The following is a 25,998-nucleotide window of genomic DNA, read 5'->3' on the forward strand; positions in this document are numbered from 1 at the left end:
GAGAGGGCCCGCGATCACGACAACGGACAGGTGGCCACGTCGGCCGGCCGCGGCAGGGTCGCCGACCGAGGCGGCTCCACCCCGTCCAACCACTGCTCCAACGCCACGAAAGCCGCCCGATGGCAGGGCGCGAGGGGCCGCAGCCGATCCGGATAGGCGTCCACCAGCCCGTCCACGTGCGTGCCCTGCTCCACCCGGTAGTACCGGTGCAGCCGATCAGGCGTCATCCCCGCGTACACGTCCGAATCCTGGCTGATCGGCAGCAACACGTCGTAGGTCCCGTGCACCGTCAGCAAAGGCCGCTTCACCTTGCCGGTCAACGCGATCCGGGACACCGCGGGACCAGCGACGCGACGCCGGGAAACGTACGAGTAGTCAGCGTCGCAAGCGGCACTGCCAGGGGCGCAGAACGGCACACCGGCCTCCAACTCCCCGTCGAACCTGGGATCGAACTCCTCGCGGTAGATCCGTTGGGTCAGATCCCAGTAGTAGCGATAGTGGTAGTCCCAGAGGAATTCCGTGCCGGCCGGAAAGCCCGCCGCGACCATCGCCTCGTGCGCGCCGGGTTCGCCTGCCAGGTAGGCCGGGTAGGCGCGGAGGACGGGTGGCAGGAACGTCAGCGGGTTCGGGCCCGCGACTGTCCACAGTGTCCCCTCCCAGTCGACGCCGCCGTCGTAGAGGTGCGGGCGGTTCTCCAGTTGCCAGCGGACCAGGTAGCCGCCGTTGGAGATGCCGGTGGCGATCGTCCGGCGCACGGGTCGGCCGTAGCGTTGGGAGACAACGGACTTCGCGGCGATGGTGAGCTGGGTGAAGCGGTGGTTCCACTCCTCCATGGCGCGGCCGTCGCGGTAGAACTGGGCGCCGGTGTTGCCCTTGTCGGTGGCGGCGAAGGCGTAGCCGCGGGAGAGGACCCAGTCGGAGATGGCCCGGTCGTTGGCGTACTGCTCGCGCACGCCTGGGGCGCCGGTCACGACCAGGCCGCCGTTCCAGCGGTCGGGCAGTCTGACCACGAACTGGGAGTCGTGCCAGCCGTGGTTGGTGTTGGTGCGCGAGGTGTCCGGGAAGTAGCCGTCGATCTGGATTCCCGGCACGGCGGCGGGGACGGGCAGGGCGGCGCTGGTGAGGCCCGCCCAGTCGGCCGGGTCGGTGTGGCCGGTGGTGACCAGGCCGGTCGTGGTGAGGTCGGCGAGGTGGGTCAGTTGCTGATGTTCGGCGCCGGGGACCGTCGTCGCGGACGTCGGCGGGGTGAGCGCGAGTACGAGTACCAGCGGGAGCAACATAGCTGGTCAAGCTAGTTGTGGCGGCTCCTCGGCGACATGGTTGCCTCCCACACAAGGCCCGCTTTGAAGGTGGTGAAGCCGAACAGGTCCAGCACTCGGCGAACCTGGGGCTGGGTGTGGCGCAGGTCGAACGACTTGCCGCTGTGGTGCGCGGCGCAGAGCAGGAGCAGGAGGGTGCGCAGGCCGCTCGCGGACAGGAACGTCACCTCCGCCAGGTCCACCGAGACGCGGTCGGTGGTGGTGTCGGTGATGCCGGGCAGCACGGCGGCGAAGAGCAGGTCGCACGTCGTCATGTCCATCTCGCCCCGGCAGGTGGCCGTGAAGCGGGTGCCGGTGCGTGCGGTCCGCACGGCGAACGGGCTGGTCTCACAGGCGGTCATCGGGCCTCACCTCGAAGACGGGCCACCACTTCACCGCACCGCGACGCCCGAACGATAGCAGCGGAAACGAAGCTGTGGCCGGGAAAACGAACTCAGCGCGACCGCAAGGTCTGCGACGGCGGGATGTCGTAAGCGGCGCGGTAGTGCGCGGCGAAGACGCTCGGACGGGCGTAACCCCATCGGGCCGCGATCTCGGTGACGGAACCGTTGCCCGCCCTCAGATCTTCATGAGCGCACGACAGGCGCACGCCCCGGAGGTAGCCCATCGGCGTCGTGCCCAGGTAGCGGCGGAAAGCGAGCTGCAACGCCCTGATCGACACGCGGGCCGCACGCGCTATGTCGGCCGCGGAGATGTCCGTCGCGGCGTTGTCCTCGATGAACGTGACCGCACGGCGCAGGCTTCTCGGGTGCGCGTCACGCCGGTCGGCAGACGTCGGCGCGGCGTGTGTGGTGTTCGGGAACGCGGCGAGGGTGGTGGACACCAGCAGGCCGATCGCGTTCGCCGCGACCAGCGGGTTGTCCTCGAAATTCGGGAGCACCACATCACGCAGATGCACGCAGGTGGACCACCACGCTGCCGCGACCTGGGGCGAGGCCGGCCGGAAACTGGTGAACCGCGCGCCGTCGACCACCTGGTCGATCACCGACTGGGGCAGCGTGACCGTCGACAACCTCGGATCGGCGATCGCCCCGACGAAGGAACTTTCGGGCGGTGCGCTCAGGAACACCTCGCCAGGGAGCCAGAACCGGTCCTCGCCACCCGAACCGTAGTAGACGACACCGGCGCCGTTGTGCCCGAAGACGTAGTTCAGCATCGGGTCGACGCTGACCTCGAGCGAGATGTGCCCGTGCAACTCGTCGAACCGGATGTCCCCGTGTATCCGCGACGACATCCGCATGTGAGGGTGCTCGATGCCGGCGTTGAGACGCATCTGGCCGTAAGCCGCGTTCAACACTTCGTGCGCCGCGTCCAAGTCCGTCACCTCGACGACCTGTTCCACGTGCTGCACGATCCTCGTCCGTCTCGCCGGTGTCCATCGCCAAGACGGTTGCTTCCGCTCACCCGATGAGCGGGCGGAAGCAACCGTCACCGGCTAGGCCCTGACGAGCGAGGCCAGGGCGGTCTGTCCCTGCTGGTTCGGGTGGAACACGGCTTCCGGCCCCTCCTGGCCCGGTGCCAGCGCGTCGAACCCGCGCAGGAACGGGGTGCCCGACTCGCACAGCGCGTGGCCGTCGAACGTGCCGGGGCGGGAGAACGGACTGGCGAACGTGGCCCTGACGCCCTGGTGGGCCGCCTTGGTCACGGCGGAACGCAGGGTGGCGTCGATGCCGTCGGCCACCTGGTTGCCCTGGGCGCGTTCCGCGGTGGTGAGGATTCCCTCGCCGCAGATCGGGTCGAGCGCGACACCGTCCGGGTTGTCCGAAGTGGACACCTGACGGCCGTAACCCACGACGACGACTCGCGCACGCGGGCTGCGCTTGTCGATCTCGGTGAGCAGGGCGGTGACGTTGAGCTCCATCTGCGGCAGCCTCGCCAGGATCGCCTCGGTCGGCGCCCCCGTGCAGTCGGCCTGGATGCAGATGCCGCCGTACGTCGCGTAGTCGATGTCGTTGGTGCCGACGGTGAGCAGCACCAGGTTCGTGTCGCGCTTCAGGGCGTCCAGCTGGGCCGGACGGTCCTTGAAGGGACGGGAGAAGTCCGCGGTGGCGGCGCCACTGCAGCTCACGTTCGCGAACGAGCCGAGCCTGCCCTCCGCACGCAGGCGGGCTGCCACCTGCTCACCGTAGGAGTTGTTGCTGCGCCAGCAGTTCCCGGCCGTTCCGTCCTGGTAGGAGCCTGCTCCCGTGCCCGACGCGTACGAGTCGCCGAGTACCACAAGCGAGGTGGAATAGCCCGCGTTGGCCGTGGGAGCGATCCCCAGAGCGGCCAGAACCGCTGTTAAGACAACAATCGTTCTTTTCACAGGACCCCCGATATCGATGTCGTTGCGCCGCCAATACTGCCCGAACCTGCGGGTCGGACGCCGCCAAACGAGATGCAACGACCGGACTACCCGGCGGAGGCCAGCACGTCCGCGATCTCCTCCAGCAACGACGTCTTGCGGCCACCGGGCAGGAACGAGGCCAGCACGGCGTTCTCCGCCAGCGTCGCGACCTGCGCGGGCGTGAGATCGAACGCGGTGGCCACCGCCAGGTACTCGCCTTCGAGCGTGGCACCGAAGAACGGCGGGTCGTCGGTGTTCAGCGTGACCACGACACCGGCGTCGAGCATCTGCCGCACCGGATGCGCCTCGATCGACGCGACCTGTCGCGTGCGGACGTTGGACGTCGGGCAGACCTCCAGCGGAATCCCCTTCAGCACCAGGTGTTCCATCAACGCCGGGTCATCGACGCAGCTCGTGCCGTGGCCGATCCGTTCGGCCCGCAGGTCCCGCACCGCGGACCAGACGGTCTCCGGGCCGGTGGTCTCCCCCGCGTGCGGCACGCTGTGCAGGCCCGCATCCCTTGCCGCGGCGAAGAAGGGCGCGAACTGGGCACGGCCGACGCCCGCCTCGGGTCCGGCCAGGCCGAAGGAGACCAGGCCGTCAGGACGTTCGGACAGCGCGAACGCCAGCGTCTCCCGCCCGGCCACCAGGCCCTTCTCGCCAGGGATGTCGAAGCACCAGGCCAGGTCGACGCCCAGCGCCGCCGCTTCCGCGCGACCGGACTCGAGGCCCGCGAGGAGTTCGTCGCCGGCCATGCCGTCCGTGATGTGGTTGTACGGGGTGACGGTGACCTCGGCGTACCGGACGTTCTGCCGGGCCAGTTCGCGCGCCAGGCCGACGACGAGGGTGTGGATGTCGGCGCGGCCCTTCAGCATCGACTGGACCGCCCAGTACACCTTCAGGAAGTGGTCGAAGTCCCGGAACGTGTAGAAGCGCTCCAGTTCGGCGCGCTCGGTGGGCACGCCGGCCTCCGGGTGGCGCCGGGCGAGTTCCAGGACGGTGTCGACGCCGGCCGATCCGACGAGGTGGACGTGCAACTCGACCTTGGGCAGCGCGTGGACGAACGAACGCATGGCAAAGCTCCCTGTGCAAGACGAAGGTGAGAGGTGTGGCGGAGGAGCGAGGCGACTCAGGGAGCGAGGTCGCCACGTTCGGTGTCAGCGCCGTAGAGCGGCAGCTTGAAGTCCGGCACGACCTTCAACCTAGCAGCGCCGGACGAAACTCGGTGGCGCCTCGGCCGTCCCACTTGCACGCTGTAGCGCGTGACCGGGGAAGAGGTGGTGGAAGTCCTGGCGGCGCTCGACGGCTTCGACGTCTGCGTCGGCGGTGGCTGGGGCATCGACGCGCTGGTGGGCAGGCAGACCCGCCCGCACGGCGACCTCGACCTCATGCACCGCGAGGAGCAGGAGCCGCGGATCCTCGAAGCCCTGGCGGCACAGGGGTTCGAGGAAACACTGTCGTGGCGCCCGGTGCGATTCGTGGTCACGGACCACGAGGGCCGCGAGATCGACCTGCATCCCTTGCGGTACGCGGAGGACGGCAGCGCCGAACAGTCCTCGCTGACGCCGGGCGAGCCGTTCCGCTACCCCGCCTCGTGCTTCGTCACCGGGACGATCCTCGGTACCACCGTGCGGTGCCTTTCTGCCGAGCAGCAGGTGTTCTTCCATCAGGGATACGAGCCACGCGAACGGGATCTGCACGATCTGGCCCTGCTGCGCGGCTTGGTCAGATAAACCGGTTGGCAACGTGGCTAGCGTGGGACGGGTGAAGGGATTCAACCCGAGTTTCGGCCCTGAAACGGCAAGCACCTACGACAACGAGCCCCGCGGGGACGAGGCCGACACCGTGCGGTTCCTCGCCGCGTTCGGCAAGTCCGCGCTGGAGTTCGCGATCGGCACCGGCCGCATCGCGTTGCCGCTCGTAGACGCCGGTGTCGAGGTGGACGGCATCGAGCTGTCGCCGGACATGGTGGCGCGCATGCGGGAAAAGCCCGGCGGCCAGGACGTCGACGTGACGATGGGCGACATGTCCACGGTCGGCACCGGCCGCACGTACCCGCTGGTGTACCTGGTCTACAACACGATCACGAACCTGCTCACCCAGGACGACCAGGTCCGCTGCTTCGAGAACGCGGCACGGCATCTCGCCCCGGACGGCGTGTTCGTGGTCGAGTGCGGCCTGCCCAGCTGGGTGGCGCGCCCGCGTCACCAGTTCATCGACGTGGAAGCCGTGGAGGTCGACCACGTCCGGCTCGACGTCAACCGCTTCGACCCGGTCACCCAGATCCTCGACGAGAACCACGTGCGCATCAGCGCGGACGGCATCCGGTTCGGCCCGATCAAGACCCGGCAGGCCTACCCCTCCGAGTTCGACCTCATGGCACGCATCGCGGGGCTGCGGTTGCGTGAACGCCACGGTGGCTGGAACGGCGAGCCGTTCGTCGCGGACAGCAAGCGGCACGTGAGCGTGTACGAACGCCGCTAGTTCATCGCTTCGAGCGCCTCAGCCTTGATCTGCTCGAACTGGGCCGCCATGGCCTCGGACAGGGCCTGGGCGCCGGACAGCGGGCGCACCATGACGGTGAACTCGTCGATCAGGCCGTCTTCGTTGAGATGCAGGAAGTCGCACCCCTGGATCTCCTTGCCGCCCACCTCGGTCCGGAACACCAGCGCGTGGTTGCGGCCGTCGATGATCTCGCGCTCGTAGCGGAAGTTCTCGAACACCCGCATCACGCCGCGCAGGATCGCGGCGGTGAGCGGCTTGCCGGGGTAGGGCGCGAACGCGACGGGGCTGGTGAACACGACGTTGTCGGCCAGGCACGCCGCCATCGCCTCGGTGTCGCGTGCCTCGACCGCCTTGCGGAATGCGTTCACGTGGACCCTCGCATACTCAACTTGTTGACTAGGTCGAAGCACCGTAACCTGCTGCTATGTCGCTGCGCAATGCCGTGATGGCCGCCCTGCTCGACGGCGAGTCGTCCGGCTACGACCTGGCCAAGGCGTTCGACGCGTCCGTGGCGAACTTCTGGATCTGCACGCCGCAGCAGCTCTACCGGGAGCTCGACCGGATGGAGACCGACGGGCTGATCACGGCCAGGACGGTCGAGCAGGAACGCCGGCCGAACAAGCGCCTCTTCTCGTTGACGCCGGCGGGACGCGAGGAGCTGACGAGGTTCACGGCCGCGCCGCACAAGCCCACCGCGATCCGGGACGAGCTGCTGGTCGCGGTGCTGGCGGCGGACTCCGGTGACGTCGAGGCGGTGAAGTCCTCGATCCGCGAACGCAAGCAATGGGCCGAGGCGAAGATCCAGCGCTACGAACGACTGCGCGCCAAGTTGCTCGGCGGGGTGGACGAGGACGAGTTCCTGGCCACGGCCGAACGGGTCGGTCCGTACCTGACCTTGTTGCGCGGCTTGTCCTTCGAGCGGGACAACGTGCGGTGGTGTGCCAGGAGCCTCACCGTGCTGGAGCGGCGTGGTGCACGGCTCGACGCGTCCACGTGAGGTTGAATCGGGTTCATGAACGGCATTTCGGTCTTGCAGGAGGCACTCAGCGCGCCCGCGGCAGAGGCGCGCCACCGGTTCGCGGGGCGGCTCAACGGCTACCTCGACGGATCCGACGTCGTGCACGCCGTGCGGTTGCAGGGCTGGCTCGGGCTGGAGGTGCCCGGCCCCGGCTGCCACGTCGGCACGGGCAGCTGGGACTTCACCCGGTTCAAGGCGACGACGTCACCGGTGACGTGCGGGCGGTGCCGAAGCGCAGGCCTGCTCACCAGCTCGTTCACCGGCGGCCCGCACCAGCAGACCCTGGACCTCGAAGGCATCTAGATCGCGGCGCGGTTGCGGAATCCCATCCCCGTCAGCGTGATCATGCCAAGCCGCTCGTAGTACGGACGCAACTCGTCGTCGCACACGAGGTCCACCGAGTAGAAGTGCGCGGCCTCGGCCGCGATCCGCCGCATCAGCTCCGTGCCGATGCCCTGGCCCTGGAACTCCGGCCGCACCTCCAGCCACGGGATGAACGCCGTCAGCACGCCGTCGCTGATCATGTTCACGAAACCGACGACGTCGTCCTGGGAACGCGCGATCACCACGCGATAGCTCCCGCGCAGCACGGCGAGGTGCTGGGCGGGTGACGGCGGCGTGGGCCAGCCCACGAAGAACCCGGCCAGATCGTCCTCCGTCAGTCCGTGGAGATCAGTGCGATAAGTGATCATCGCCGCATTGAACCGCACCTGCGGGAAATCCGTAGGGTGGTTTCTCCCAATTCGGTCGCTAAGCTGCTGGTCGTGCCCCTGCCGACCGCTCCGCTGCGCCGTGCGCGCTGTGCTGCCGTCGGCATCGTCAACGGCACGCTCGCGGTTCTCGCGCACTCCAGCGCGGACGGTCAGTTACCCGACGCGGGGCTGCTCTTCTCGCTGGTCGCGCTGCTGACGTGGGCGACGACCGGGTTCGCCCGGCACGAGCTGACCTGGCAGCGGCTGCTCCTGCTGATCGGCGGCGGGCAGCTCGCGATGCACGTCCTGGTGTCGCTCGCCGCGTTCCGGCACGCGCACGAGGCCGAGCCGTCTCGCATGATCGCCTCGCACGTCGTGGCCACGGCACTGACGGTCGTCGTGCTGGCCGCGGCCGAACGCTCGATCCTCACGCTCGCCCGCGCGGTCAAGGCAACTCTCCCCCGCAGGCTCGCCGTCCTGCCCGCCACCGCTCCCCTGGTCGTCGCCACGCCCTCGCTCGCGCCGACCGCGATCGTCTTCCTGGACGTGCTGTCGTGGCGCGGTCCTCCGGCCGAACAGGTCTGAATCCCCTTCACAGGTCCGCTCATCGAGCGGTCCTGCCCCTGTTCACGCCCATCCAGGAGCGTCATGACCACCACAGCCGCTCCGTCACGCACATCGTTCGCGTGGCGGGGACTCTTCCTGCGCCTGCACTTCTACGCCGGCGTGCTCGTCGCCCCGTTCATCCTCATCGCCTCGCTGACCGGCGTGCTCTACGCCCTGACGCCGCAACTGGAGTCCTGGGTCTACTCCGATCAGCTCCGCGTTCCCGCTTCCACGCAACAACTTCCGCTGTCCAAGCAGGTCGACGCCGCGCTCGCGACCTCGCCCCAGGGCTCGCTCGTCGCGGTCCGGCCCGCTCCGGAACCCGGTGCCACGACGAGGGTTCTGTTCTCCGAGAAGGGCCTGGGCGAGTCGGAACGCCGCGCGGTCTTCGTCGATCCCGGCACCGGACGCGTCACCGGTGATCTCGTCGTCTACGGGTCGAGCGGCGTGCTACCTCTGCGCACGACGCTGGATCAGTTGCACCGCAACCTGATGCTCGGCGAACCCGGCCGTCTCTACAGCGAACTCGCCGCCTCCTGGCTGTGGGTCGTCGCACTGGGCGGGCTGGTCCTCTGGATCTCCCGGGCGCGCAACAGCAAGCGCATCAAGACGCACGGACTGATCGGCGTCTGGGTGCTGGCCGGCGCGTTGTTCCTGTCCGCCACGGGTCTCACCTGGTCGGCCTACGCCGGTGAGAACGTCGCCATGCTGCGCACGGCCATCGGCTGGTCCACGCCGACGTTGACGATGCCCGGTGCCGGCGAAAGCCACGGCGACCACGGTTCGAGCAGCTCGTCCGCGGGCGGTCACAGCGAGATCGACACCGTGTTCGGCGCCGCGAAGCTGTCAGGCATCGACGCGAAGGCGGTCGAGGTGAGCCTGCCCCTGGAGTCCGGCGGCGCGTGGAAGGTGGCCGAGATCGAGAAGGGCCTGCCCAGCCAGGGTGACGCCGTCGCGGTCCACGGCGGCGAGGTGGTCAGCACGCTCAAGTTCGCCGACTTCCCGCTGGGCGCGAAGCTCACGAGGTGGGGCATCGACGCGCACATGGGCGTGCTCTTCGGGTGGCCCAACCAGCTCCTGCTGCTGCTCGTCGGCGGCGGACTGGTCGCGTTGGTCGTACTCGGCTACCGCATGTGGTGGAAGCGCAGGCCCACCAGCGGGTTCGGCCGTCCGACGCCGCGCGGCCAGTGGCGCAAGGCACCTCCCGGCGCGTTGGTCGGGCTCGGCCTCGCGACGCTGCTCGTCGGGTGGTTCGTGCCGTTGCTCGGCGTCAGCCTGGTGGCCTTCCTGGCCATCGACGTCCTGCTGGGAAGGCGGTCGAAAACCGCGGCCTCCTGACCGTCCACTGTGGACAAGACTTGCCTGATCTGGACATTTACGGCATATTAATGCCCAGGTGAGCCGGGAAGTCTGGTCGGCCCGCACGTCACACGAGGTGGCGGCGGAGAGCTGACGAGGGGTGCCCGAATGACTCTCATTCCCCACGCCATCCCCCTGATCAACGATCCTCAGGTCGTGCACGCGCTGGCCGCGCGATGGCGCCGCACGAGGACGTTGCTCCTGCTCTCCGCCGGCGTCCTGCCGGTCGCCATCGGCATCGTCTGCATCGTGCTCGCCGGGATGACCTCGGCCGGGCAGCGGATCATGCCGTGGTGGTCGGCGATTCCGGCCGTCGCCGCGGCGGCGTGCGCGTGGGCGTTGCTGACCTGGTTGCGGCGCAACGGGTTGAGCGACCCGCACTCGTGGCTGCCCGCCACCACCCTGATGACCTCGGCGCAGCTCGTGCTCGGCGTGCTGCCGGGCTCGGGCATCGCGTTGCGGCTCAGTCCCGGCGCGGCGATCGCGGTGAAGGCGTTGTGCGCGGCCGGAGTGCTCGGCGCGGGATCCGCGAGCGCGCTCGCCCGGCTGGCCCATCGCTCGCTGCTCTCGGCTCCCGTCCTCGAACTCGGCTCGACGGCGTTCCCGCTCGTGCTGGTCGGCGACGGGACGCGGGTGATGATCGGCACTGACCGCGTCGACTGGACCACCCGCCACGGTTCCCGGGTCGACGCGGGGGTCTCGTTCGCCCGCGTCCTCCGCGTGACAGCGCAGGCGAACGCCATCGTGCTGCACACCGCGTCCGGCTCGTGGACGATTCCCGTGGCCGACCCGGCGACCGCGCAGGCGTTGCTGCGCCGCCGGATCACGTGGTGGGAGGAGCGCCGCGACGCCACCGCCGAACGCGAGCAGCGCCGCTACCTCGACCTGGTCGGGCTGCTCGCGGCGGTCAGCGGCGAGGCCACTCGCGGCGGCATCAGCGTCACCGTCGACTCGAACGGCCTCACGACGGGCATCATGTTGAGCCCCGAAGTGCGCCAGCTCGAACCGGAAGTGCTCGCGGCACAGCTGATGGCGTGCGTCCAGAAGGCGCGGGCGGACGCGCGCAAACAGGTGCAGGACCTGGTCATCGAGCACTCCGACGACCACATGGTGAAAGCCAGCCACTAGTCGCTTGTCCCGCCCCCGTCGCCCTGCCTACGTTCGGCCTGGCAACTTCGGGAGATGGGGGACGACTTGCGCAGACGTGACTTCTTCGCGGCGGCGGCCGGGGTGGCCGCCGTGGTGGCCAATCCCGCGGGCGCGCTCGCGGCCACCGAGCAACGGCCGGGCGCCTCACACGCACCGGACCTCGACCTCGGCGATTTCCCCGTCGTGGCAAGGGTTCGGGCACGCCGCGCGCTCGAACACCTCAAGGTCCTGAGCGACAGGATCGGGCCGCGCATCGGCGGTACCGCGTCCGAGCACCGGGCGCGCGACTACCTCGTCCGCGAGCTCAAGGCGTTGCGGTACCAGGTGACGACGCAGCCGTTCACCGTTCCGGACAAGTACCTCGCCGACGTCAACGGCCAGTGGCAGGCCGGCGCCTCCCGGTTCGGCAGACTCGGCGTCACCGTCAAAGCCCCGTTCGTCGAGGTCACCGACGGCCAGTTGCCGGATCTGACCGGCAAGATCGCGTTCTACGTCAACGCTCCCGCCGGATCCGCGCCCACGCACGCGGCGATCGAACGCGGCGCGGTCGCGGTGGTCCTCGGCCGCATCTCCGCGACGGCCGGCAAGTCCAGCGCCTTCTCCCCCACCCTCGACCGCGACGTCGCCGTGCCGGTGATCGGCCTGGCCCAGGTGCACACGGAGAAGCTGCGCGCCCAGGGTTCCGGCGAGCTGACGATCAGCACCGTGCACCACCCGAACCTCACGTCGTACAACGTGATCGCGGACCGGCCGTCGACGTTCCCGTGGCGTGACAACGGGGTCGTGATGGTCACCGCGCACTACGACACCGTGCCGGGCTCGCCGGGCGCCAACGACGACGGCAGCGGCACGGTCCTGTGCCTGGAGCTGGCGCGCGTTCTGCGTTATCTGCCGACGAACAAGGCACTGCGGTTCGCGCTGTGGGGTTCGGAGGAGCAGGGACTGCTCGGATCGCGGCACTACGTCTCGCAGCTGCCGCCCGAGGAGCTCGCCCGGATCAAGGGCGTGTTCCAGAACGACATGGTCGCCACCAGCCACGACCCGGCGACGGCCTACTGGCTGCTGTCCGTGGACGGCGCCGACAACGCGACGACGGCCAACGTTCGTGCTGCGGCACAAAGGCTCGGCTACGACCCGCGGGTGCACGGACCGGTGGCGCGCGGGTCGAGCGACCACGTGCCGTTCCACGAGAAGGGTCTGGCGTCGGCGAACTTCAGCTGGCGCGGCGAGGGCGGGCCTGCGCAGCTGGAGCCGATCTACCACACGCCGGAGGACACGATCCGCGACAACATCAGCCTGGAACGGTTGCAGGTGTCGCTGGAGCTGATCGGGGCGGCGGCCTACAAGCTGGCTAGTCTGCGGTAACGACCAGTTCGGCGAGCGTCCGATCCCGCAGCCACGTGACGAACTCGTCCGCCGGCAACGGTTTGCTCAGGCAGTACCCCTGCACGATGTCGCAGCCCAGGGCGGCGAGGACGTCCCACGTCTCCTCGTCCTCGACGCCCTCGGCCACGACCTCCAGCTCCAGGTTGTGCGCGAGACCGAGCAACGAGCGGGTGATCGCGCCGCTGGACGCGTCCGTGCGCATGTTCGTGGTGAACGAGCGGTCGATCTTCATCTCGTGCACCGGCATCGTGCGCAGGTAGGCGATGGACGAGTAGCCCGTGCCGAAGTCGTCGATGGACAGCCGCACGCCCAGTTCCCGCAGGCGCGTCAGCACGTCGGTCGCGCGGTGCGGATCGGCGATGATCGCGCTTTCGGTGATCTCCAGCGTGAGCACGGCGGCGTCGAGGCCGTGGTGTTTCAGCGCGGCGGCGACCTGCTCGGGGAACGTCATGTCGTGCAGGCATTGTGCGCCGACGTTGACCGAGATCGGGACGTCCCAGCCGGCGAGGTGCCAGGCCTGGCACTGGGCCAGCGCGTGGTCGAGCACGTACTGCGTGAGCGGTTCGATCAGGCCGGTCTCCTCGGCGGCCGGGATGAACCTGTCCGGGCCCAGCAGGCCGTGGACCGGGTGCTGCCAGCGGCACAGGACCTCGGCGCCGCAGACCTCACCGCTGCGCAGGTCGGCTTTCGGCTGGTAGTGCAGGACGAGCTCGCACTGGTCGAGGGCGCGGCGCAGGTCGCTGATCACGGTGAGCTGGGCGGCGTGGTGCTCGTCCAGGCCCGGCTCGTAGACGGACGTGCTGAGGCGGCCGCGCTTGGCCGCGTACATCGCGATGTCCGCGTGCTTGAGCAGTTCGTGCGCGTCGGCGGAGTCGGTCGGGTACAGCGCGACGCCGATGCTGCAGCCGACGTCGACCGAAAGCCCGTCCAGGTCGACGGCTTCGTCCAGCGCGCGGTGCACGCGTTCGGCGACGATCAGCGCGTTCTCGGACGTGCTCACCGACGGCAGCAGGACCGCGAACTCGTCGCCGCCGAGCCTGGCCACGGTGTCGACGTCGCGGACGGCGCCGGTCAGCCGGTTGGCGACCAGTTGCAGCAGCTTGTCGCCGAACGCGTGGCCGAGGGTGTCGTTGATCGGCTTGAAGCGGTTGAGGTCGATCAGGAACAGGCCGAGCGGGTCGCCCGTCTGGTTGCTGCGGCGGATCGCCTGCGCGGTGCGCTGGGTCAGCAGCGTGCGGTTGGCCAGGCCGGTCAACGCGTCGTGCATCGCCTCGTGTTCGCTCCTGGCGGCCTGGCGGAGGATCTTGCGGCGGTGGCCGAGCAGCACGACGCCGCACAGCCCCACCAGTCCCAGGTCGATGACGAACGCGACGAGGGCGGCGATGCGGAGGTTGCCGTTCCGCATCTCCGCGGCACGCAGGTAATCGGTCGTCTCCAGGCGTTTGAGCTGCACGACCGTGGAGAGCTGTTTGCGCAACGACACCAGCGTCAGCTCGGCCTGGTCCGCCTTCTGCAACGCGGCCGTGGTGTCACCGCGATCGCCCGCCGCGACCGTCTCGCGCAGCAGACCGCTGTAGTCGCCGTAGAGATCGCCGACGATCCTGGCGGCACGGACGTCGGCCGGCGCACCGTGGTCGCGCAGCCAGCGCAGGCTCTCGTCGGCGGCACCGGCGGCGGTCGCGACGGGCTGGCTCATCACCGGTGTGCCGGACCTGACGTAGTCGGTGAGCGCGTGGTCGGCGACGTCGACGTTCTGGACGACCAGACCCCAGTGGTCGCTCGTCTCGTTCAGTTCGTGCAGGTGCGTGGCGGCGCGCTGCATGCTGAGGTTCGTCCACAGCGCGAGGCCCGCCAACGCGGCGAGGCCGATCGTCAGGCTGACGACGGTCGTCTGCACGGTCGTGCGAGTCTCGACCCAGTTGGACAGCATCTACAAAGCCTCACGTCGCGTCCTTGCGAAGGTGCTATTGGTACGCAGCCAAAGGATCGCACGCAAGCCGACACCTCGTGCCACCGTGCACTAGCCTTCTCGCCTTCTACCGGCCAACGGACAGGACGCCCCCGTGGTTCGCTTCACCCGCCTCGCTCTACCTGCTGTTTTGCTGCTGATGGCAGGGGTGGGCGGATGCGGTGGCGAGCAGACGTCCGATGACCCGCCCATCATCGGATTCGTGTCCCAGAACACCAGCCGCGACTTCTCCCGGGAGATGAGCGAGGGTTTCCGGGCGGGCGCGACGATCGCCGGCGGGGTCAGAACCGAGACGACCGGCCCGGACACGCACGACGGTCTCAAGCAGGCCGAACTGCTGCGCGACCTCTCGACGCGGGCCAAGGGCGGCATCGGGGTGTCCGCGGTGGCGCCCGAACTGGTGGCCGAGCCGATGGCGCAGGTGATCGGCGAGGGAATCCCCCTGATCGCGGTCGCGGGAGGCCAGGTCGCCCCCGGCAGCGGGGCGAAGCTGATGATCGAGAACGACAACTACGAGCTCGGCAGGGTGCTCGCCGACGCGACGGCCGAGCGGTTGCCGCCGGACAGCGCGGGCAAGATCGTCATCGGCAGCAACTCCCCCGCGATGCCCGCGCTCGACCTGCGGGCGATGGGCCTGCGCGAACGGCTCGCGGAACGGCTGCCGAAGATGCAGGTCATCGGCCCGCTCGACACCGGGCGCGACCAGCCCGCGAACCTCGCGACGTGGCAACGGCTCGCCGACGCGAACTCCGACGCCGTCGCGTTGCTGGGTGCGGGTGACGTGGACGCGATCAACCTCGCCGCCGTGCACGCGGAGAAGAACGCGAAGTGGCTGGCCGCGGCGTTCAGCCTGGACCCGAAGGCGTTGCAGGGCGTGAAGGACGGGCATCTGTTCGCGTCGGTGTCCGCGGAGCACTTCCTCAAGGGCGCGGTCGGCGGGTGGCTGCTCGCGAAACAGGCCTCCGAGGGACGGACGCTGCCGGAGGGCTGGCTCGTCGCACCCGGACTGCTCGTGCAGGCGTCCAACGTGGACGAGATCATCCGCCGCCAGTCGAACGAGAAGAACCGCCTGGACGCCGCACGGCCGCAGATCGACGCCCTGACCACCTCGCCGGACAAGCACCTGCGTCCACTCGACCAGACGCGCTGAGCCGGGCGGCGCAACTCCCGTGACAGGCCTCTGACGGTCGGCGAGCATCGGCTCTCCCTGCTTTGGAGGCCGCATGATCAACCGAAGGACACTCACCAAATCCCTGGGCGCTGCACTGGCCGTGTCGGCTGCCGGAGGCGTGGCGAGTGCGGACACGTCCGGCACGCGGCGCAGTCGGTACCTGATCCGCGGCGGCGCCGTCGTCACCGTCGACAGGGCGCTCGGGGTGCTGCCGCGCGCGGACGTGCTGATCGACGACGGCCGGATCATCGGCGTCGGGCCCGACCTGGACGCGCGGGGCGCGAAGATCGTCGACGCGACCGACATGATCGTCCTGCCCGGCTTCGTCAACACCCACCACCACATGTGGAGCGCGCTGGGCCGCAACTTCGTGGCCGACGGCTTCCCGTACTTCGCCGCGAAACGGGCGACTTCCACGCTGTACGAGGCGAAGGACGTGTACCGCAGCGTCCTGCTCGGGCTCGCGGAACTGGCGAACGCGGGCGTGACCACCGTGCACAACTGGTCCAACAACACCCGCTCCCCCGCGCACGCCGACGCCGAACTGCGCGCTCACCGCGACGGCCTGCTCCGCGCCCGGTTCTCCTACGGCCACGTCGACCAGATGCCGCGCGACGTGCCGATGGACATGACGGACGTGGATCGCGTGCGGCAGCAGTACTTCGCGGCCGGCACGGCGTTCGACGGGCTGGTGCACCTGGGCGTCTGCGTGCGCGGGCTGTCGCAGAGCACCGAACCGGCGTTCTTCGCGGACATGGACGCCGTGATGGCACGCGGTCTGCCGGTCGCGATCCACGCCGGTCAGGCACCGCCGCGAACCGTGGACGCGGCGGACTACGAACGGCGAGGCTGGCTCGGCCCGAAGACGTTGCTGTGCCACTACGTCACGGCCCTGGACAGCGACATGGAGATCATGGCGCGGACCGGGACACCGCTGTCGTGGGCGCCCCACTCGGAGTTCCGGCTGGGCACCGCGGGCGATCCGCGGGACGCGCTGCTGCGGTTCCGCAGGGCCGGGGTGCCGGTGTCGCTGTCCTCGGACGCCACGTCGATCGCGCCGTCGGACGTGTTCGAGGCGATGAGGCTCGTCTGGAACACCGGAATCCCCTGGGCCGGAACGCCTTCCGCGGGCCTGCCCGAGGTCGGGTTCCGGGACGTGCTGGAGATGGCGACCCTCAACGGCGCCCGCGCGCTGGGACTCGGTGACGTCACCGGGTCGATCACCGTCGGCAAGCGCGCGGACGTGATCCTGGTGCGTGCCAACGACATCAACCTCGCGCCGGGCGGGTTGTTCGAGACGACGCTGGTGCAGGCGGCGACCGCTGCCAACGTGGACACGGTGTTCTCGGACGGCCGGATCATCAAGCGCGGCGGCCGGTTGGTGGCCTACGACGTCGACCGGATCGTGCGGGACGCGCGGACTTCCTCGTTGCGCATCCGCACGACCGCGGGTGGAATCCTCACGCCCCCGAGCTGATGTCTAGCACGGCCTTCGTGAATGCCTCGGGGGCCTCCTGCGGCACGTTGTGCCCGATGCCGTCGAGGATCCGGTGCTCGTAGCGACCGCTGAACTGCTTGCGGTACGCCATGCCGTCCTTGTTGGGGCCGTCGAAGTCGCTGGCGATGGTGATCGTCGGCACGCTGATCACCGGCCTGGCCTGCAGCTTGCGTTCGAACCCGTCGTAGCGGTGCTCACCCTGCGCGAGCTGCAGCCGCCAGCGGTAGTTGTGGATGACGATCGCCACGTGGTCGGGGTTCTTCCACGCCGTGGCGCTCTGGGCGTAGGTGGCCTCGTCGAAGTTCCACTGCGGTGAGGCGATCTTCCAGATGAGCTTGTTGAACTCGTAGGAGTTCTGCTCGTAGCCCTTCACACCGCGCTCGGTCGCGAAGTAGTACTGGTACCACCAGCCCAGTTCGGCCTGCGGGGACAGCGGTTCCTGGTTCTGCTGGAGGTTCACGACCAGGTAGCCGCTGACCGAGACGAGCGCCTTGACCCGGTCCGGCCAGAGCGCCGCGACGATGCACGCCGTCCGCGCGCCCCAGTCGAACCCCGCCACCGTCGCCTTGCGGATCTTCAGGGCGTCCATGAACGCGATGACGTCCGCGCCCAGCGCCGACTGCTGGCCGTTGCGGGTCGTGCGCGCGTGCAGGAACCGGGTGGGGCCGTAACCGCGCAGGTACGGGATGAGCACGCGGTGTCCCCGTGCGGCCAGGGCCGGTGCCACGTCGACGTAGCTGTGGATGTCGTACGGCCAGCCGTGCAGCAGGATCGTGACCGGGCCGTCCGCCGGACCCATCTCCGCGTAGCCGATGTCGAGCAGGCCCGCCCTGACCTGCTTGATCGGGCCCCAGGACGGCTGCGAGGCGTGCGCGGTCGCGGTGACCAGGGGTGCCGCGAGACCGGCCACGGCCAGAGCCTGGGAGAACTGTCGCCTGCTGATCATGCCGTCGACGGTAGGGGCGTCGGGCGGGGGCTCGCGAGCGTCAGGTGACGGTGTCGGAGTACGTCATGAGCGCTTCCTTCAGTTCGGCGCGGGCCGTGACGCCGAGTTTCGGGAAGATCCGGTGCAGGTGGGTGCTGACCGTGCGGTGCGACAGGTGCAGCCGCTCGCCGATCTCCTTGTTCGTCAGCCCGTCCGCCGCCATCCGCGCGATGGTCAGTTCGTGCTCGGTCAGCTCGCCGTTGCCGCCCCGGGACTCGCCGGACGCCCGCAGCTCCTCGCGGGCCCGTTCCGCCCAGTCCCTGGTGCCGAACGCCTCGAACGCCTCCGCGGCCGCCTTGAGGTGCGGCCGGGCCTGAGCCGCCCGGCGCTGTCTGCGCAGCCAGGCGCCGAACGCCAGCTGCACGCGCGCCCGGTCCCACGGCGAACTGCCGGTGTCGAGCGCCGCCTCGAACAACGCCTCGGCCTCGTCGTCCGCGGCCAAAAGTGCCCGCGCGTACCTCAGACCGGCTGCCAGAGCGGGCGAACTGGTCGTGGTGTCGAGCTCCTCCACGATCTTGGCGGCCTCGTCGGCGTTGCCGCTGCGGGTCGCGGCCTCGGCCAGTTCGGGCAGCACGTACCGGCGCAACGCGAGCTGGTAGGCGGGATCGGACGGGTCGTGGACACGGCAGACGGCGGCGAACGCGTCGGCGTAACGGCCTTCCCCGAGCGCGGCCAGGCTTCTGGCCAGCTGCACGGTGGCCAGGACGGGGCGCGCGCCCGCCGCGAGCCCGATCCGTTCGGCGACGGCCGCCAGTTCGGCCGACCGCTCGTACTCGCCGCGCAGCGCGGCGATCTCGGCCTGGACGGCCGCGGCCAGTCCGCGCATGTACGGCTGGCCGGTCTCCTCGGCGAGGCGGGCGGCCTCCTCGGCTGCGGGTTCGGCGGCGGCGATGTCGCCCAGGCGCGTCCGGCTCCAGGCCTCGACGGCGAGGGCTCTGGCGAGGAGTCCGAACTGGCCCTGCGCACGGAAATCCCGTTGGGCGGCAAGGGAGAACCGGACGGAGTCGGCGAACGCTCCGACCTGGAGGGCGGCGCTGCCGAGCAGCCGGAGGGTGGCGGGGTCGTCGCACTCGCCGCGGACCGCACGCAGCCCGGCCACCACCGAGTCCCCTTGCCGCACCGGGCACACGTAAGCCGTCATCGCGAGCATGCGCGGGTCGCACGGGTCGATCGGCAGCCTGCGCGCCACGGCCGCGATCCGCTCCCGCACAACCGCTCCGGGCTCCACCCAGAAGCACCGCATCGCGACGCTCCAGAAGATCCGCATGCCCAGTTCGACGTCACCACCGGCCACCACGGACTCGGCCAGCCCGACCAGTTCGCCGGGGCCCGCCACACCTTCGCTCACGCCGTCGTCGAACGCCGTGGGCAACCACGTCACGAGCGCGCGCTCCCGTGCCGTGAGGTCCAGGCCGCGCACGTCCAGCAGGATTCGCTCGACGTAGTCGCGCCGTCCCGCCTCCGCCGCCAGCTCGGCCGCCCGCAACAACCGCCGGGCGCGCTCACCGCCGTCACCCAGGGCGGCAGCGCGTTCCAGGGCACGAACAGCGGCCACCGCGCCACCACGCCGGAGCGCCCGGTCGGCGGTCTTCTCCAGCAGGCAGGCCACGTTCTCGTCGGCACCGGTCGCGGCGCCGGCCAGGTGCCACGCCCGCCGGTCCGGCTCGTCGGTCGCCCAGGCGAGCCGGCGATGAGCCTCCTGGCGTTCGGAAAGGCCTGCGGCACCGACGATCGCCGACCTGATCAACGGATGCCGGAACGCACCGTCCCGGTCGACCAGCCTGGCCTCGACGGCGGGGGCGAGATCCGCGGAGGACCCGCCTCCGAGCGCCAAGGCGAGCAAGGACGCCCGCACGTCGGCAGGCAACGTCGAGGCGCGGGCGGCGAAGGTCTCCTGCAGAGAGTTGCCGCCCAACGGGAGTTCGGTGAGCGCCAACGGGTTCCCGGCCGCCTGGGCGAGCACCCACGAGCGGCGTTCGGGATCCAGGCCGGGCGCGACCGCGTCGAGCACCGCGACGGACGCCGGGGAATCCAGCGGTGCCAGGAAGAGCGTCGGCACGCCCTCGAAAACCGGGGTCCTGGCGGCGAGCACCAGAACGGCGCCGGTGAGGCGGCGCGCCACGAACCCGAGGACGTCCTGGCTCGCCTGGTCCAGCCAGTGCGCGTCGTCGACCAGGACGACGGACCGTGCCGCGCTCAGCACCTCCAGCGCGGCGAGCCCGACGAGGTGCACGGGTGGCGCGGGGCCGTCGGCGAGTCCCAGAACGACTTCCAGCGCGCCGCGCCGTGCACCGGGCAAAGTGGACAGATCGAGGAACGGGTGCAGGACCTGGTGCAGTCCGGCGTAGGGCAGGTCCTGCTCGGCCTCGACGCCCGCGACCAGGTGACCGTCGAGGCAGGACAGCAGCGCCGACTTGCCCACGCCGGGCTCACCGACGATCAGCAGCGACCCGCCGGCCTCCGCCAGCGCCACCAGCCGTTCCCGTTCCCGATCCCGCCCGATCAGCGACACCCGTCCGACACCCCGTTCGTTGGTCCGTCCGGACCAGGGTGTCAGAAAGTCCAGACCGCGCGCTTGCCCGGACCCACGACCAGCGTGGACGTGCCCAGCCGCTCGACGTGCCGCGCGACCGGGCGGTTCAGGTCGAACTCGACGCGCTTGAGCCCGGTCTGTCCCATCGGTGCCTCGTCGAACCGCATCGTGGTGCCGCCGCGCGAGGCCACGACGGAGCCCGGTCCGGTCCGCAGCGAGAACCCGCCTGCCCGCAGCAACGGCACGGTGGCGGCCAGGTCCGAGGCGGTGACGGCGACGCGGATGAGCGTGATGTCCCGCATCATCTTGTCCTTGTAGGCGTCCGGCAGGTACCGCTCACGCGTGACGTCGCCGGGGAACTTCGCGGGACCCACCTTGCTGCGCGGGTCGGCCAGGTACTCGTCGCGGTACTCCATGGCCCAGGCGCCGAACCTGTCGTACCTCTCGATCAGGAACACCGAGTCGAACCACGGCACGGGCTTGCCGTCGCCGAAGTCGCGGCTCTGCAGGAAGTCGATCGGCTTCTCACCCGCGGCGCGCAGCCTGGCCTTGAGCTTCTCGACGTCACCGTCGTGCTCGGTCGAGAGCCCGAGGCCCGCGGAGCCCAGTTCACCGTCCTGGCCCGGCACGTCACCGATGCCGAAGATCTCCAGGTAGGTCTCGCGGCCGCGCAGGTAACGGCCCGTCCAGACCCTGCCGTCCGCGCCTGTCGTGGTGCGGACCTCGACGCTCGCGAAGTCCTTGAGGTACCGCGAGTGCTCGACCGCGTCCGCGGTGACGCGATCAAGCGTTCCCCATGCGTGGTTGTAGTACAACAACTGCCGCTCTCCCGCTTGTGCCGATCCAGCACCGGACACAACCAGACCCACGGCCAAGATCATGCTCAACACTCGTCGGATCCCCATGCGTTCGATCCTAAAACGGACATGCTCAAGCCGGACTCAAGCCAGATGAAGGGACCTCAGTGTTCGACACCTCACGGTGGACGGTTCTCGCCCCGCTGATGCAGGCCGCCACCGCAGGCCGCGACCTGCTGGACGACACGATCCGCAGGCTGACCCCCGAGGCCGTCGCCCGGGAGGTCCTGCGGGAGATCGGTGAGCACGACGTCCGGCTCGACCTCGGCTTCGACGGCCGCACCACCCGCCACCTGTGCGCGGACGCGGAGGTCGTGATCACGCTCGACCTCGCCGACGCCGTGCGCGGCCTGTACGGCACCGACGAACGCCCGTGGCCGAGCCTCGCCGTCACGACCCCGGATCCCGGCCTCGACGAGCGCGGGATCGGCGGGTGGTTCCAGGACCGCAAGGGCCTCGCGGAGTCGGTTCAGGGGCTGCTGTCCGCGCTCAGGCCCGCCCACCGGGACCTGGGTGAGCTGGCCGTGGAGCACGGCTCGGACAAGTGGGGCGACCTGCACTGGTACACGCAGCACTACGACCGCCACTTCGCCCGCCTGCGCACCGAACCCGTGCGGGTGCTCGAGATCGGCATCGGCGGCTACGACGACCCCGACCGCGGCGGCGGCTCGTTGCGGATGTGGCAGCGGTACTTCCGGCGCGGCCTCGTGCACGGCCTGGACATCGCGCGCAAGAACGTCGCCGGCCCGCGGATCATGACCGTGCTGGGCGATCAGTCCGACGCGGAGTTCCTCGACCGGCTGGGCCGCGAACTCGGCCCGTTCGACGTGGTCATCGACGACGGCAGCCACCTCAACGAGCACGTGCGGACCTCGTTCCACGCGCTGTTCCCGCACGTACGGGCGGGCGGCATCTACGTCGTGGAGGACCTGCAAACCGCGTACTGGCCGAGCTGGGGCGGCCATCCCGAGGCGACCGCCGGCACGTCGATGGGGATGCTCAAGTCCTTCGTGGACGGTCTGAACCAGGCCGAGGTGCGCGATCCGCGCGGCGAGGGCTCCTATCTGGAGCGCAACATCAGCGGGATCTCGTTCCACCACAACATCGCGTTCGTCGAGAAAGGACTGAACGCCGAGGAGGGCGGGCCCGCCTTCCTGCGCACCCTGGCCTAGGCGAGCAGAGCCGCGCCGGCACCCCCCTCAGTCCGCGAGTCGCCTCAGCGCGGCCCTCGCAACCGACCTCACCCGCGGATCGGGGTCGGCGACCAGCAGCCTGACGTACATGGCGCCTGAGGGATCACGCAGGCGGCCGAGCGCCTCCGCGACACGGGCTCGCACCAGCGCGTCAGTCGCCGTGACCCCGGCGATCAGGCCGGTGCGGTTCCAGTCCGGCTTGTGGCCGATCAACCACATGTACGCCCGCTCGACTCGGGGATCGCGCAGGGAGCCCGACTGCGGAGGGCCTTCGATGCGGGCCAGACCTCGTCCCGCCGCGTGGCGAGCCGCCTTGTCCGGATGCCGGAAGAACAGGTGCCACAACGTGGGCAACGCGCGAGGATCACCGATGCGGGCCAGCGCGTCGGCCGCCACGGCGGCGTGCCGGGTGTCGCAGAGACGGATCAGCGTTGTCACCGCACGACCGTCGGCGTGCTTGGCGAGCACCTTCGCAGCCCGATCCCGCACTCGCACGTCCGGGTCGTCGCACGCCATCATCGCCACTTCGACCACATCAGCGCCCCCGGTCCGGCTCAGGGCCTGCAACGCCTCTTCACGCACCCACGCGCTGGCGTGTGCGAGCAGTTCCACGAGCGTCGGCCCGGCCTCAGGAGAACCGATCCTGCCCAGAGCCTGGATCTGCTGGACGGGCAGCTCATCGGTCCGCGCACTCTCACACAACGGCCCCACGGCCTCCACCACGCGAAGCAGGCCCAGCGCGAGAGGAGCCTCGTGCTTCCACTCCGGATCGGACAGAGCCTCGATCAGCCTGGGAGTCACGCTCGCTGCGTTGCGGTGCAACCAGGACCTGTCGTTGCGCCAAGGCGGGTCCAACGGGGTGAACGCGCGTTCCCGCAACGCGGCTTCCGCGGCCGCCCCGCCGATCGCGGTGAGCCTGGCCGCCGCGTCGGCACGAAGCCAGCGCCACTGAGGCTCCGGCCTGCGCACGATCGACCCCAGCACCTCGACCTCGTCCGGGGTGCCCTCACCTCGCAGGTTCTCGATCGCGAGCTTGGCCGCGTGAGGACCGCCTTCGGCCGCTTTGTGCAGCAGCCGCTCCCGGTCCAGCAGGCCGGCGCCGCGCGCGGCCAGCACGGCGACGGCGGCCTCCCAGTCGTTCTCCGAGTCCCACCACTGTTCGGCGATCTCGGCCACCGCCGGGGTGTTCAGGCCGGTGGGCGTGCTGAGCACGCCGTAGATCATCCGGTGCGTGTCGGGGCCGGCCTCGCGCCGGTAGTCGGCGAGCAACTTCGGCAGCATGCTCGCGTCCAACGGCTCCACAGGTCCCGGTGAGCTCTTCGGCCAAGCGCGACGCTTGTCCGCGTCCAGCACCTCGCGCACCAGTTCCTCGTCGTGCCGCACTCGGGCTGAGGCCGGGGGCGACCAGTCTGGCGCACACCGCAGCGCTTCCACCACCCGCACGACCCGCCAGGGGACGCCCTCGCGCACGAGGTCGACCCCGGTCGCGGGAACGGCGTACAACCAGGCCGCCTGCTGGGCCGCCCACCCGCCGCCCCGTTCCTCGACGGCGCGGGCGACCCGCTCCAGATGGTCCAGGAGCAGCTCGTTGTCGTACCTGAGCTGCCCCTGGTGTGCCCGCCTCGCGATGCGACGCGCTTTCGCGATCCCCATCGCGCCATTGAAACCCCGAAGATCTACGGGATCCAGTGGTTTCCGGACACCGTGATCATCACCTGCAGCTGGATGCTCGCGCCGAAGTACGTGTCCGTGGCGATCGGCGTGTTCACCATCTTGGTCCACAACGCGTCCAGCCACGCCTGGCTGCCCGGATCCGTCGTCGCCGCGACCGCGAACGGGGCCACGAACGCCGCGTCGCTGCCGCTGTCGATCTGCGTGCCGTTGAGCTGGTAGCCGACCGCGATCTTGTTCGGGTCACCGCCGGTCTTGCCCTTGATCCACGAGTTCATCTTGCGGGCGGCGGCGAGTGACTTGCCGTCGCCGGTCACCGCCGCGTCCGCGCCGATGCGCCACGGGTCGCGGCACGCGTTGTACCAGTACTTGCCGTCGGTGGCGTCCTCCTCGAGCAGCTTGCCGACGGCGGGCTTGGCCGTGGAGTTGGTGTCCTGCACGAAGTCCGGCAGCAGGCCGGTGCTCGCCGCGTACTTGGACTGCAGCGTGGCGATGAGGTCCTGGTGCTTGGCACGGATCGTGTCCCACGCCGAGTCGCCGGTCGCGTTGCGGAACGCCCTGAAGTGGTCGGCCATCCAGTCCGACGACCGGGAGCCGTAGTACTTCCTGCTGTCGTCCGGGCCGGACCAGTCGCCCATCAGGAGCAGGTTCGTGGTGGGGTTGATCAGGCTCTTCTTGATCGCGTTGACGTTCTTCACGGCGATCTGCTTGTAGTTGTAGGTCCCGCTGCTGCCCCACTGCTTGTCGGCGAGCAGCAGGCCGTAGGCGGTGTCCATGTCGCCGTCGGTGGCGCTGTCGCTGCCGTTGACGCTCTTGCAGGCGGTGTCCTGCTCGGCGGCCAGCAGGTCGGGGTTGTTGACCGACGGGTGGGCGAGCTTGTACTTGAGCAGGCCGTCGAAGATCTTCTTCGCGTCCGGGTCGGCACCCGCCATCTGCGCGGTGATCACCATGCCGTAGCCCTGCGCCTCGGCCACGTACGGGAACTTCGCGTCCGGCGAGATGATCTGGTACCAGCCGTTGCCGCAGTTCTGCTTGACGAACGCGGCTTTCCAGCGCTGGTAGTAGTCGACGATCTTGGCGTCCAAAGTGGACGTGCTGCCCGACGGCCGCAGGACGCCCGCCGCGTACGGGGTCTGCCTGCTGCCGAACGGATAGCCGAGGCCGCTCGAGGGCGGAGTCGTGGTGGTCGTGGGCGGGGTGGTCGTCGTCGGCGGGTTGCCGCCGCCCACGCCGTACACCTCAAGCTCCCACAACGAGTAGCCGTAGGCGGTGCCGCGCGCGGTGCCGTAGACACGGACATATCGTCCGGAACCGGACAACGTCAAGTCGTCGGTGCCGCCGTCACCGGTACTGGTCGAGTACACGTCGGTCCACGCCGAACCGTCCGGCGAGGTCTGCACGCGGTACGACTTGGCGTACGCGGCCTCCCAGCTCAGCTTCACCCGGCTGATCGCGTGCGCCGAGCCGAGGTCGACCCGCAGCCACTCCGGGTCGTGCCCCTCCACCGAGGCCCAGCGGGTCGACGTGCTGCCGTCGACCGCCTTCGCGGCCTCGAATCCCGACCCCTCGATCGAAGAGGCCGTCACCGCCTTGCCGCGGGAGACCAGAGGGTCCGCCGCTGATGCGATGGTCGTTCCCGCGACGAGGAGGCCGAGCACGAGCCCGGCCGCCCCGAACGCCATTGTTCTGCCGCCCACGACCGCCTCCAGCAATTGGTTAACAAAGCTGTCAATGCGAGTGGTTGGCGACGCTATGCAGGTC

Annotated in this window: 24 protein-coding genes; 11 read left to right on the top strand and 13 right to left on the bottom strand. The window is 69.9% G+C overall.

What is annotated here, in order from left to right:
• Window positions 1-14: 14 nt before the first annotated feature.
• The 5 genes from SK854_RS43385 to add all read right to left on the bottom strand — a co-directional run bounded on the left by SK854_RS43385 (window position 15) and on the right by add (window position 4,718).
• Window positions 15-1,280: a tannase/feruloyl esterase family alpha/beta hydrolase gene (locus SK854_RS43385; protein ID WP_319981011.1), complete on the bottom strand. Its 1,266-nt coding sequence runs from the start codon at window positions 1,278-1,280 to the stop codon at window positions 15-17.
• Between the two features lie 11 nt (window positions 1,281-1,291).
• Window positions 1,292-1,660 (bottom strand): STAS domain-containing protein, encoded by a 369-nt coding sequence (locus SK854_RS43390; protein WP_319981012.1) that lies wholly within the window; start codon window positions 1,658-1,660, stop codon window positions 1,292-1,294.
• Window positions 1,661-1,752: 92 nt separating this feature from the next.
• Window positions 1,753-2,670, bottom strand: coding sequence for a helix-turn-helix transcriptional regulator (locus SK854_RS43395; protein WP_319981013.1), 918 nt, complete (start codon window positions 2,668-2,670; stop codon window positions 1,753-1,755).
• 84 nt (window positions 2,671-2,754) lie between these two features.
• Window positions 2,755-3,624 carry an SGNH/GDSL hydrolase family protein gene (locus tag SK854_RS43400; RefSeq protein ID WP_319981014.1) on the bottom strand — a complete coding sequence of 290 codons (870 nt, stop codon included), beginning with the start codon at window positions 3,622-3,624 and terminating at the stop codon, window positions 2,755-2,757.
• Window positions 3,625-3,710: 86 nt separating this feature from the next.
• Window positions 3,711-4,718, bottom strand: a complete 1,008-nt coding sequence (add, locus tag SK854_RS43405; RefSeq protein WP_319981015.1) for an adenosine deaminase — start codon at window positions 4,716-4,718, stop codon at window positions 3,711-3,713.
• 189 nt (window positions 4,719-4,907) lie between these two features.
• On the opposite strand from add, the gene SK854_RS43410 reads away from it, so the two are divergent.
• Together SK854_RS43410 and SK854_RS43415 are read left to right on the top strand one after the other, a co-directional pair.
• Window positions 4,908-5,378 (top strand): nucleotidyltransferase domain-containing protein, encoded by a 471-nt coding sequence (locus SK854_RS43410; protein ID WP_319981016.1) that lies wholly within the window; start codon window positions 4,908-4,910, stop codon window positions 5,376-5,378.
• A gap of 31 nt (window positions 5,379-5,409) precedes the next feature.
• Entirely contained in the window at window positions 5,410-6,129 is a 720-nt protein-coding gene (locus SK854_RS43415) for a class I SAM-dependent DNA methyltransferase (RefSeq protein ID WP_319981017.1), read from the top strand.
• Here SK854_RS43415 and SK854_RS43420 read toward each other — a convergent pair.
• Window positions 6,126-6,518 carry a nuclear transport factor 2 family protein gene (locus tag SK854_RS43420; RefSeq protein ID WP_319981018.1) on the bottom strand — a complete coding sequence of 131 codons (393 nt, stop codon included), beginning with the start codon at window positions 6,516-6,518 and terminating at the stop codon, window positions 6,126-6,128. The genes SK854_RS43415 and SK854_RS43420 overlap by 4 nt on opposite strands.
• A gap of 56 nt (window positions 6,519-6,574) precedes the next feature.
• On the opposite strand from SK854_RS43420, the gene SK854_RS43425 reads away from it, so the two are divergent.
• Both SK854_RS43425 and SK854_RS43430 read left to right on the top strand, forming a co-directional pair.
• Complete coding sequence (locus SK854_RS43425) at window positions 6,575-7,147, top strand: PadR family transcriptional regulator (RefSeq protein ID WP_319981019.1); 573 nt, start codon at window positions 6,575-6,577, stop codon at window positions 7,145-7,147.
• A 15-nt stretch (window positions 7,148-7,162) separates the two neighbouring features.
• A complete protein-coding gene (locus tag SK854_RS43430; protein WP_319981020.1) occupies window positions 7,163-7,471 on the top strand; it encodes a hypothetical protein in 309 nt (102 codons plus the stop codon).
• Here the strand turns inward: SK854_RS43430 and SK854_RS43435 are convergent.
• Entirely contained in the window at window positions 7,468-7,860 is a 393-nt protein-coding gene (locus SK854_RS43435) for a GNAT family N-acetyltransferase (protein ID WP_319981021.1), read from the bottom strand. The two genes, SK854_RS43430 and SK854_RS43435, sit on opposite strands and share 4 nt — an antisense overlap.
• Before the next feature lie 72 nt (window positions 7,861-7,932).
• On the opposite strand from SK854_RS43435, the gene SK854_RS43440 reads away from it, so the two are divergent.
• The 4 genes from SK854_RS43440 to SK854_RS43455 all read left to right on the top strand — a co-directional run bounded on the left by SK854_RS43440 (window position 7,933) and on the right by SK854_RS43455 (window position 12,339).
• Window positions 7,933-8,445, top strand: coding sequence for a hypothetical protein (locus tag SK854_RS43440; protein ID WP_319981022.1), 513 nt, complete (start codon window positions 7,933-7,935; stop codon window positions 8,443-8,445).
• 63 nt (window positions 8,446-8,508) lie between these two features.
• Window positions 8,509-9,804 carry a PepSY-associated TM helix domain-containing protein gene (locus tag SK854_RS43445; protein ID WP_319981023.1) on the top strand — a complete coding sequence of 432 codons (1,296 nt, stop codon included), beginning with the start codon at window positions 8,509-8,511 and terminating at the stop codon, window positions 9,802-9,804.
• A 129-nt stretch (window positions 9,805-9,933) separates the two neighbouring features.
• Complete coding sequence (locus SK854_RS43450) at window positions 9,934-10,953, top strand: YbaB/EbfC family nucleoid-associated protein (protein WP_319981024.1); 1,020 nt, start codon at window positions 9,934-9,936, stop codon at window positions 10,951-10,953.
• Window positions 10,954-11,007: 54 nt separating this feature from the next.
• The gene (locus tag SK854_RS43455) at window positions 11,008-12,339 is read left to right on the top strand and encodes a M28 family peptidase (RefSeq protein ID WP_319981025.1); all 1,332 of its coding nucleotides are present in this window, start codon (window positions 11,008-11,010) and stop codon (window positions 12,337-12,339) included.
• On the opposite strand, the gene SK854_RS43460 is transcribed toward SK854_RS43455, so the two are convergent.
• Window positions 12,326-14,290, bottom strand: a complete 1,965-nt coding sequence (locus SK854_RS43460) for a putative bifunctional diguanylate cyclase/phosphodiesterase (protein ID WP_319981026.1) — start codon at window positions 14,288-14,290, stop codon at window positions 12,326-12,328. The genes SK854_RS43455 and SK854_RS43460 overlap by 14 nt on opposite strands.
• A gap of 133 nt (window positions 14,291-14,423) precedes the next feature.
• Between SK854_RS43460 and SK854_RS43465 the strand changes: the two genes are divergently transcribed.
• Both SK854_RS43465 and SK854_RS43470 read left to right on the top strand, forming a co-directional pair.
• Window positions 14,424-15,479, top strand: a complete 1,056-nt coding sequence (locus tag SK854_RS43465; RefSeq protein WP_319981027.1) for a sugar ABC transporter substrate-binding protein — start codon at window positions 14,424-14,426, stop codon at window positions 15,477-15,479.
• 73 nt (window positions 15,480-15,552) lie between these two features.
• On the top strand, window positions 15,553-16,977 hold the full coding sequence (locus SK854_RS43470; RefSeq protein WP_319981028.1) for an amidohydrolase family protein: 1,425 nt from the start codon (window positions 15,553-15,555) through the stop codon (window positions 16,975-16,977).
• Here SK854_RS43470 and SK854_RS43475 read toward each other — a convergent pair.
• From SK854_RS43475 to SK854_RS43485, 3 genes are read right to left on the bottom strand one after another with little or no spacing between them, the layout of a single operon-like run.
• The gene (locus SK854_RS43475) at window positions 16,961-17,944 is read right to left on the bottom strand and encodes an alpha/beta fold hydrolase (protein ID WP_319981029.1); all 984 of its coding nucleotides are present in this window, start codon (window positions 17,942-17,944) and stop codon (window positions 16,961-16,963) included. The genes SK854_RS43470 and SK854_RS43475 overlap by 17 nt on opposite strands.
• Window positions 17,945-17,984: 40 nt before the next feature.
• Window positions 17,985-20,495 (bottom strand): LuxR family transcriptional regulator, encoded by a 2,511-nt coding sequence (locus SK854_RS43480; RefSeq protein ID WP_319981030.1) that lies wholly within the window; start codon window positions 20,493-20,495, stop codon window positions 17,985-17,987.
• A 41-nt stretch (window positions 20,496-20,536) separates the two neighbouring features.
• Window positions 20,537-21,385: a DUF5829 family protein gene (locus tag SK854_RS43485; protein ID WP_319981031.1), complete on the bottom strand. Its 849-nt coding sequence runs from the start codon at window positions 21,383-21,385 to the stop codon at window positions 20,537-20,539.
• 95 nt (window positions 21,386-21,480) lie between these two features.
• Between SK854_RS43485 and SK854_RS43490 the strand changes: the two genes are divergently transcribed.
• Window positions 21,481-22,545 carry a methyltransferase domain-containing protein gene (locus tag SK854_RS43490; RefSeq protein ID WP_319981032.1) on the top strand — a complete coding sequence of 355 codons (1,065 nt, stop codon included), beginning with the start codon at window positions 21,481-21,483 and terminating at the stop codon, window positions 22,543-22,545.
• 27 nt (window positions 22,546-22,572) lie between these two features.
• Here the strand turns inward: SK854_RS43490 and SK854_RS43495 are convergent, their stop codons facing one another.
• Together SK854_RS43495 and SK854_RS43500 are read right to left on the bottom strand one after the other, a co-directional pair.
• Window positions 22,573-24,219, bottom strand: a complete 1,647-nt coding sequence (locus SK854_RS43495; protein ID WP_319981033.1) for a HEAT repeat domain-containing protein — start codon at window positions 24,217-24,219, stop codon at window positions 22,573-22,575.
• A gap of 23 nt (window positions 24,220-24,242) precedes the next feature.
• Complete coding sequence (locus SK854_RS43500) at window positions 24,243-25,934, bottom strand: glycosyl hydrolase family 8 (RefSeq protein ID WP_319981034.1); 1,692 nt, start codon at window positions 25,932-25,934, stop codon at window positions 24,243-24,245.
• Window positions 25,935-25,998: the final 64 nt, after the last annotated feature.

The sequence above is a fragment of the Lentzea sokolovensis genome, from assembly GCF_033949975.1.
Taxonomy (GTDB): Bacteria; Actinomycetota; Actinomycetes; order Mycobacteriales; family Pseudonocardiaceae; genus Lentzea; species Lentzea sokolovensis.

Bases quoted from the DNA above. Each gene is read 5' to 3' on its own strand.
- SK854_RS43385 (WP_319981011.1), bottom strand. From the start codon at position 1,280: ATGTTGCTCCCGCTGGTACTCGTACTCGCGCTCACCCCGCCGACGTCC.
- SK854_RS43390 (WP_319981012.1), bottom strand. From the start codon at position 1,660: ATGACCGCCTGTGAGACCAGCCCGTTCGCCGTGCGGACCGCACGCACC.
- add (WP_319981015.1), bottom strand. From the start codon at position 4,718: ATGCGTTCGTTCGTCCACGCGCTGCCCAAGGTCGAGTTGCACGTCCAC.
- SK854_RS43425 (WP_319981019.1), top strand. From the start codon at position 6,575: ATGTCGCTGCGCAATGCCGTGATGGCCGCCCTGCTCGACGGCGAGTCG.
- SK854_RS43430 (WP_319981020.1), top strand. From the start codon at position 7,163: ATGAACGGCATTTCGGTCTTGCAGGAGGCACTCAGCGCGCCCGCGGCA.
- SK854_RS43435 (WP_319981021.1), bottom strand. From the start codon at position 7,860: ATGATCACTTATCGCACTGATCTCCACGGACTGACGGAGGACGATCTG.
- SK854_RS43445 (WP_319981023.1), top strand. From the start codon at position 8,509: ATGACCACCACAGCCGCTCCGTCACGCACATCGTTCGCGTGGCGGGGA.
- SK854_RS43450 (WP_319981024.1), top strand. From the start codon at position 9,934: ATGACTCTCATTCCCCACGCCATCCCCCTGATCAACGATCCTCAGGTC.
- SK854_RS43455 (WP_319981025.1), top strand. From the start codon at position 11,008: ATGGGGGACGACTTGCGCAGACGTGACTTCTTCGCGGCGGCGGCCGGG.
- SK854_RS43460 (WP_319981026.1), bottom strand. From the start codon at position 14,290: ATGCTGTCCAACTGGGTCGAGACTCGCACGACCGTGCAGACGACCGTC.
- SK854_RS43470 (WP_319981028.1), top strand. From the start codon at position 15,553: ATGATCAACCGAAGGACACTCACCAAATCCCTGGGCGCTGCACTGGCC.
- SK854_RS43475 (WP_319981029.1), bottom strand. From the start codon at position 17,944: ATGATCAGCAGGCGACAGTTCTCCCAGGCTCTGGCCGTGGCCGGTCTC.
- SK854_RS43495 (WP_319981033.1), bottom strand. From the start codon at position 24,219: ATGGGGATCGCGAAAGCGCGTCGCATCGCGAGGCGGGCACACCAGGGG.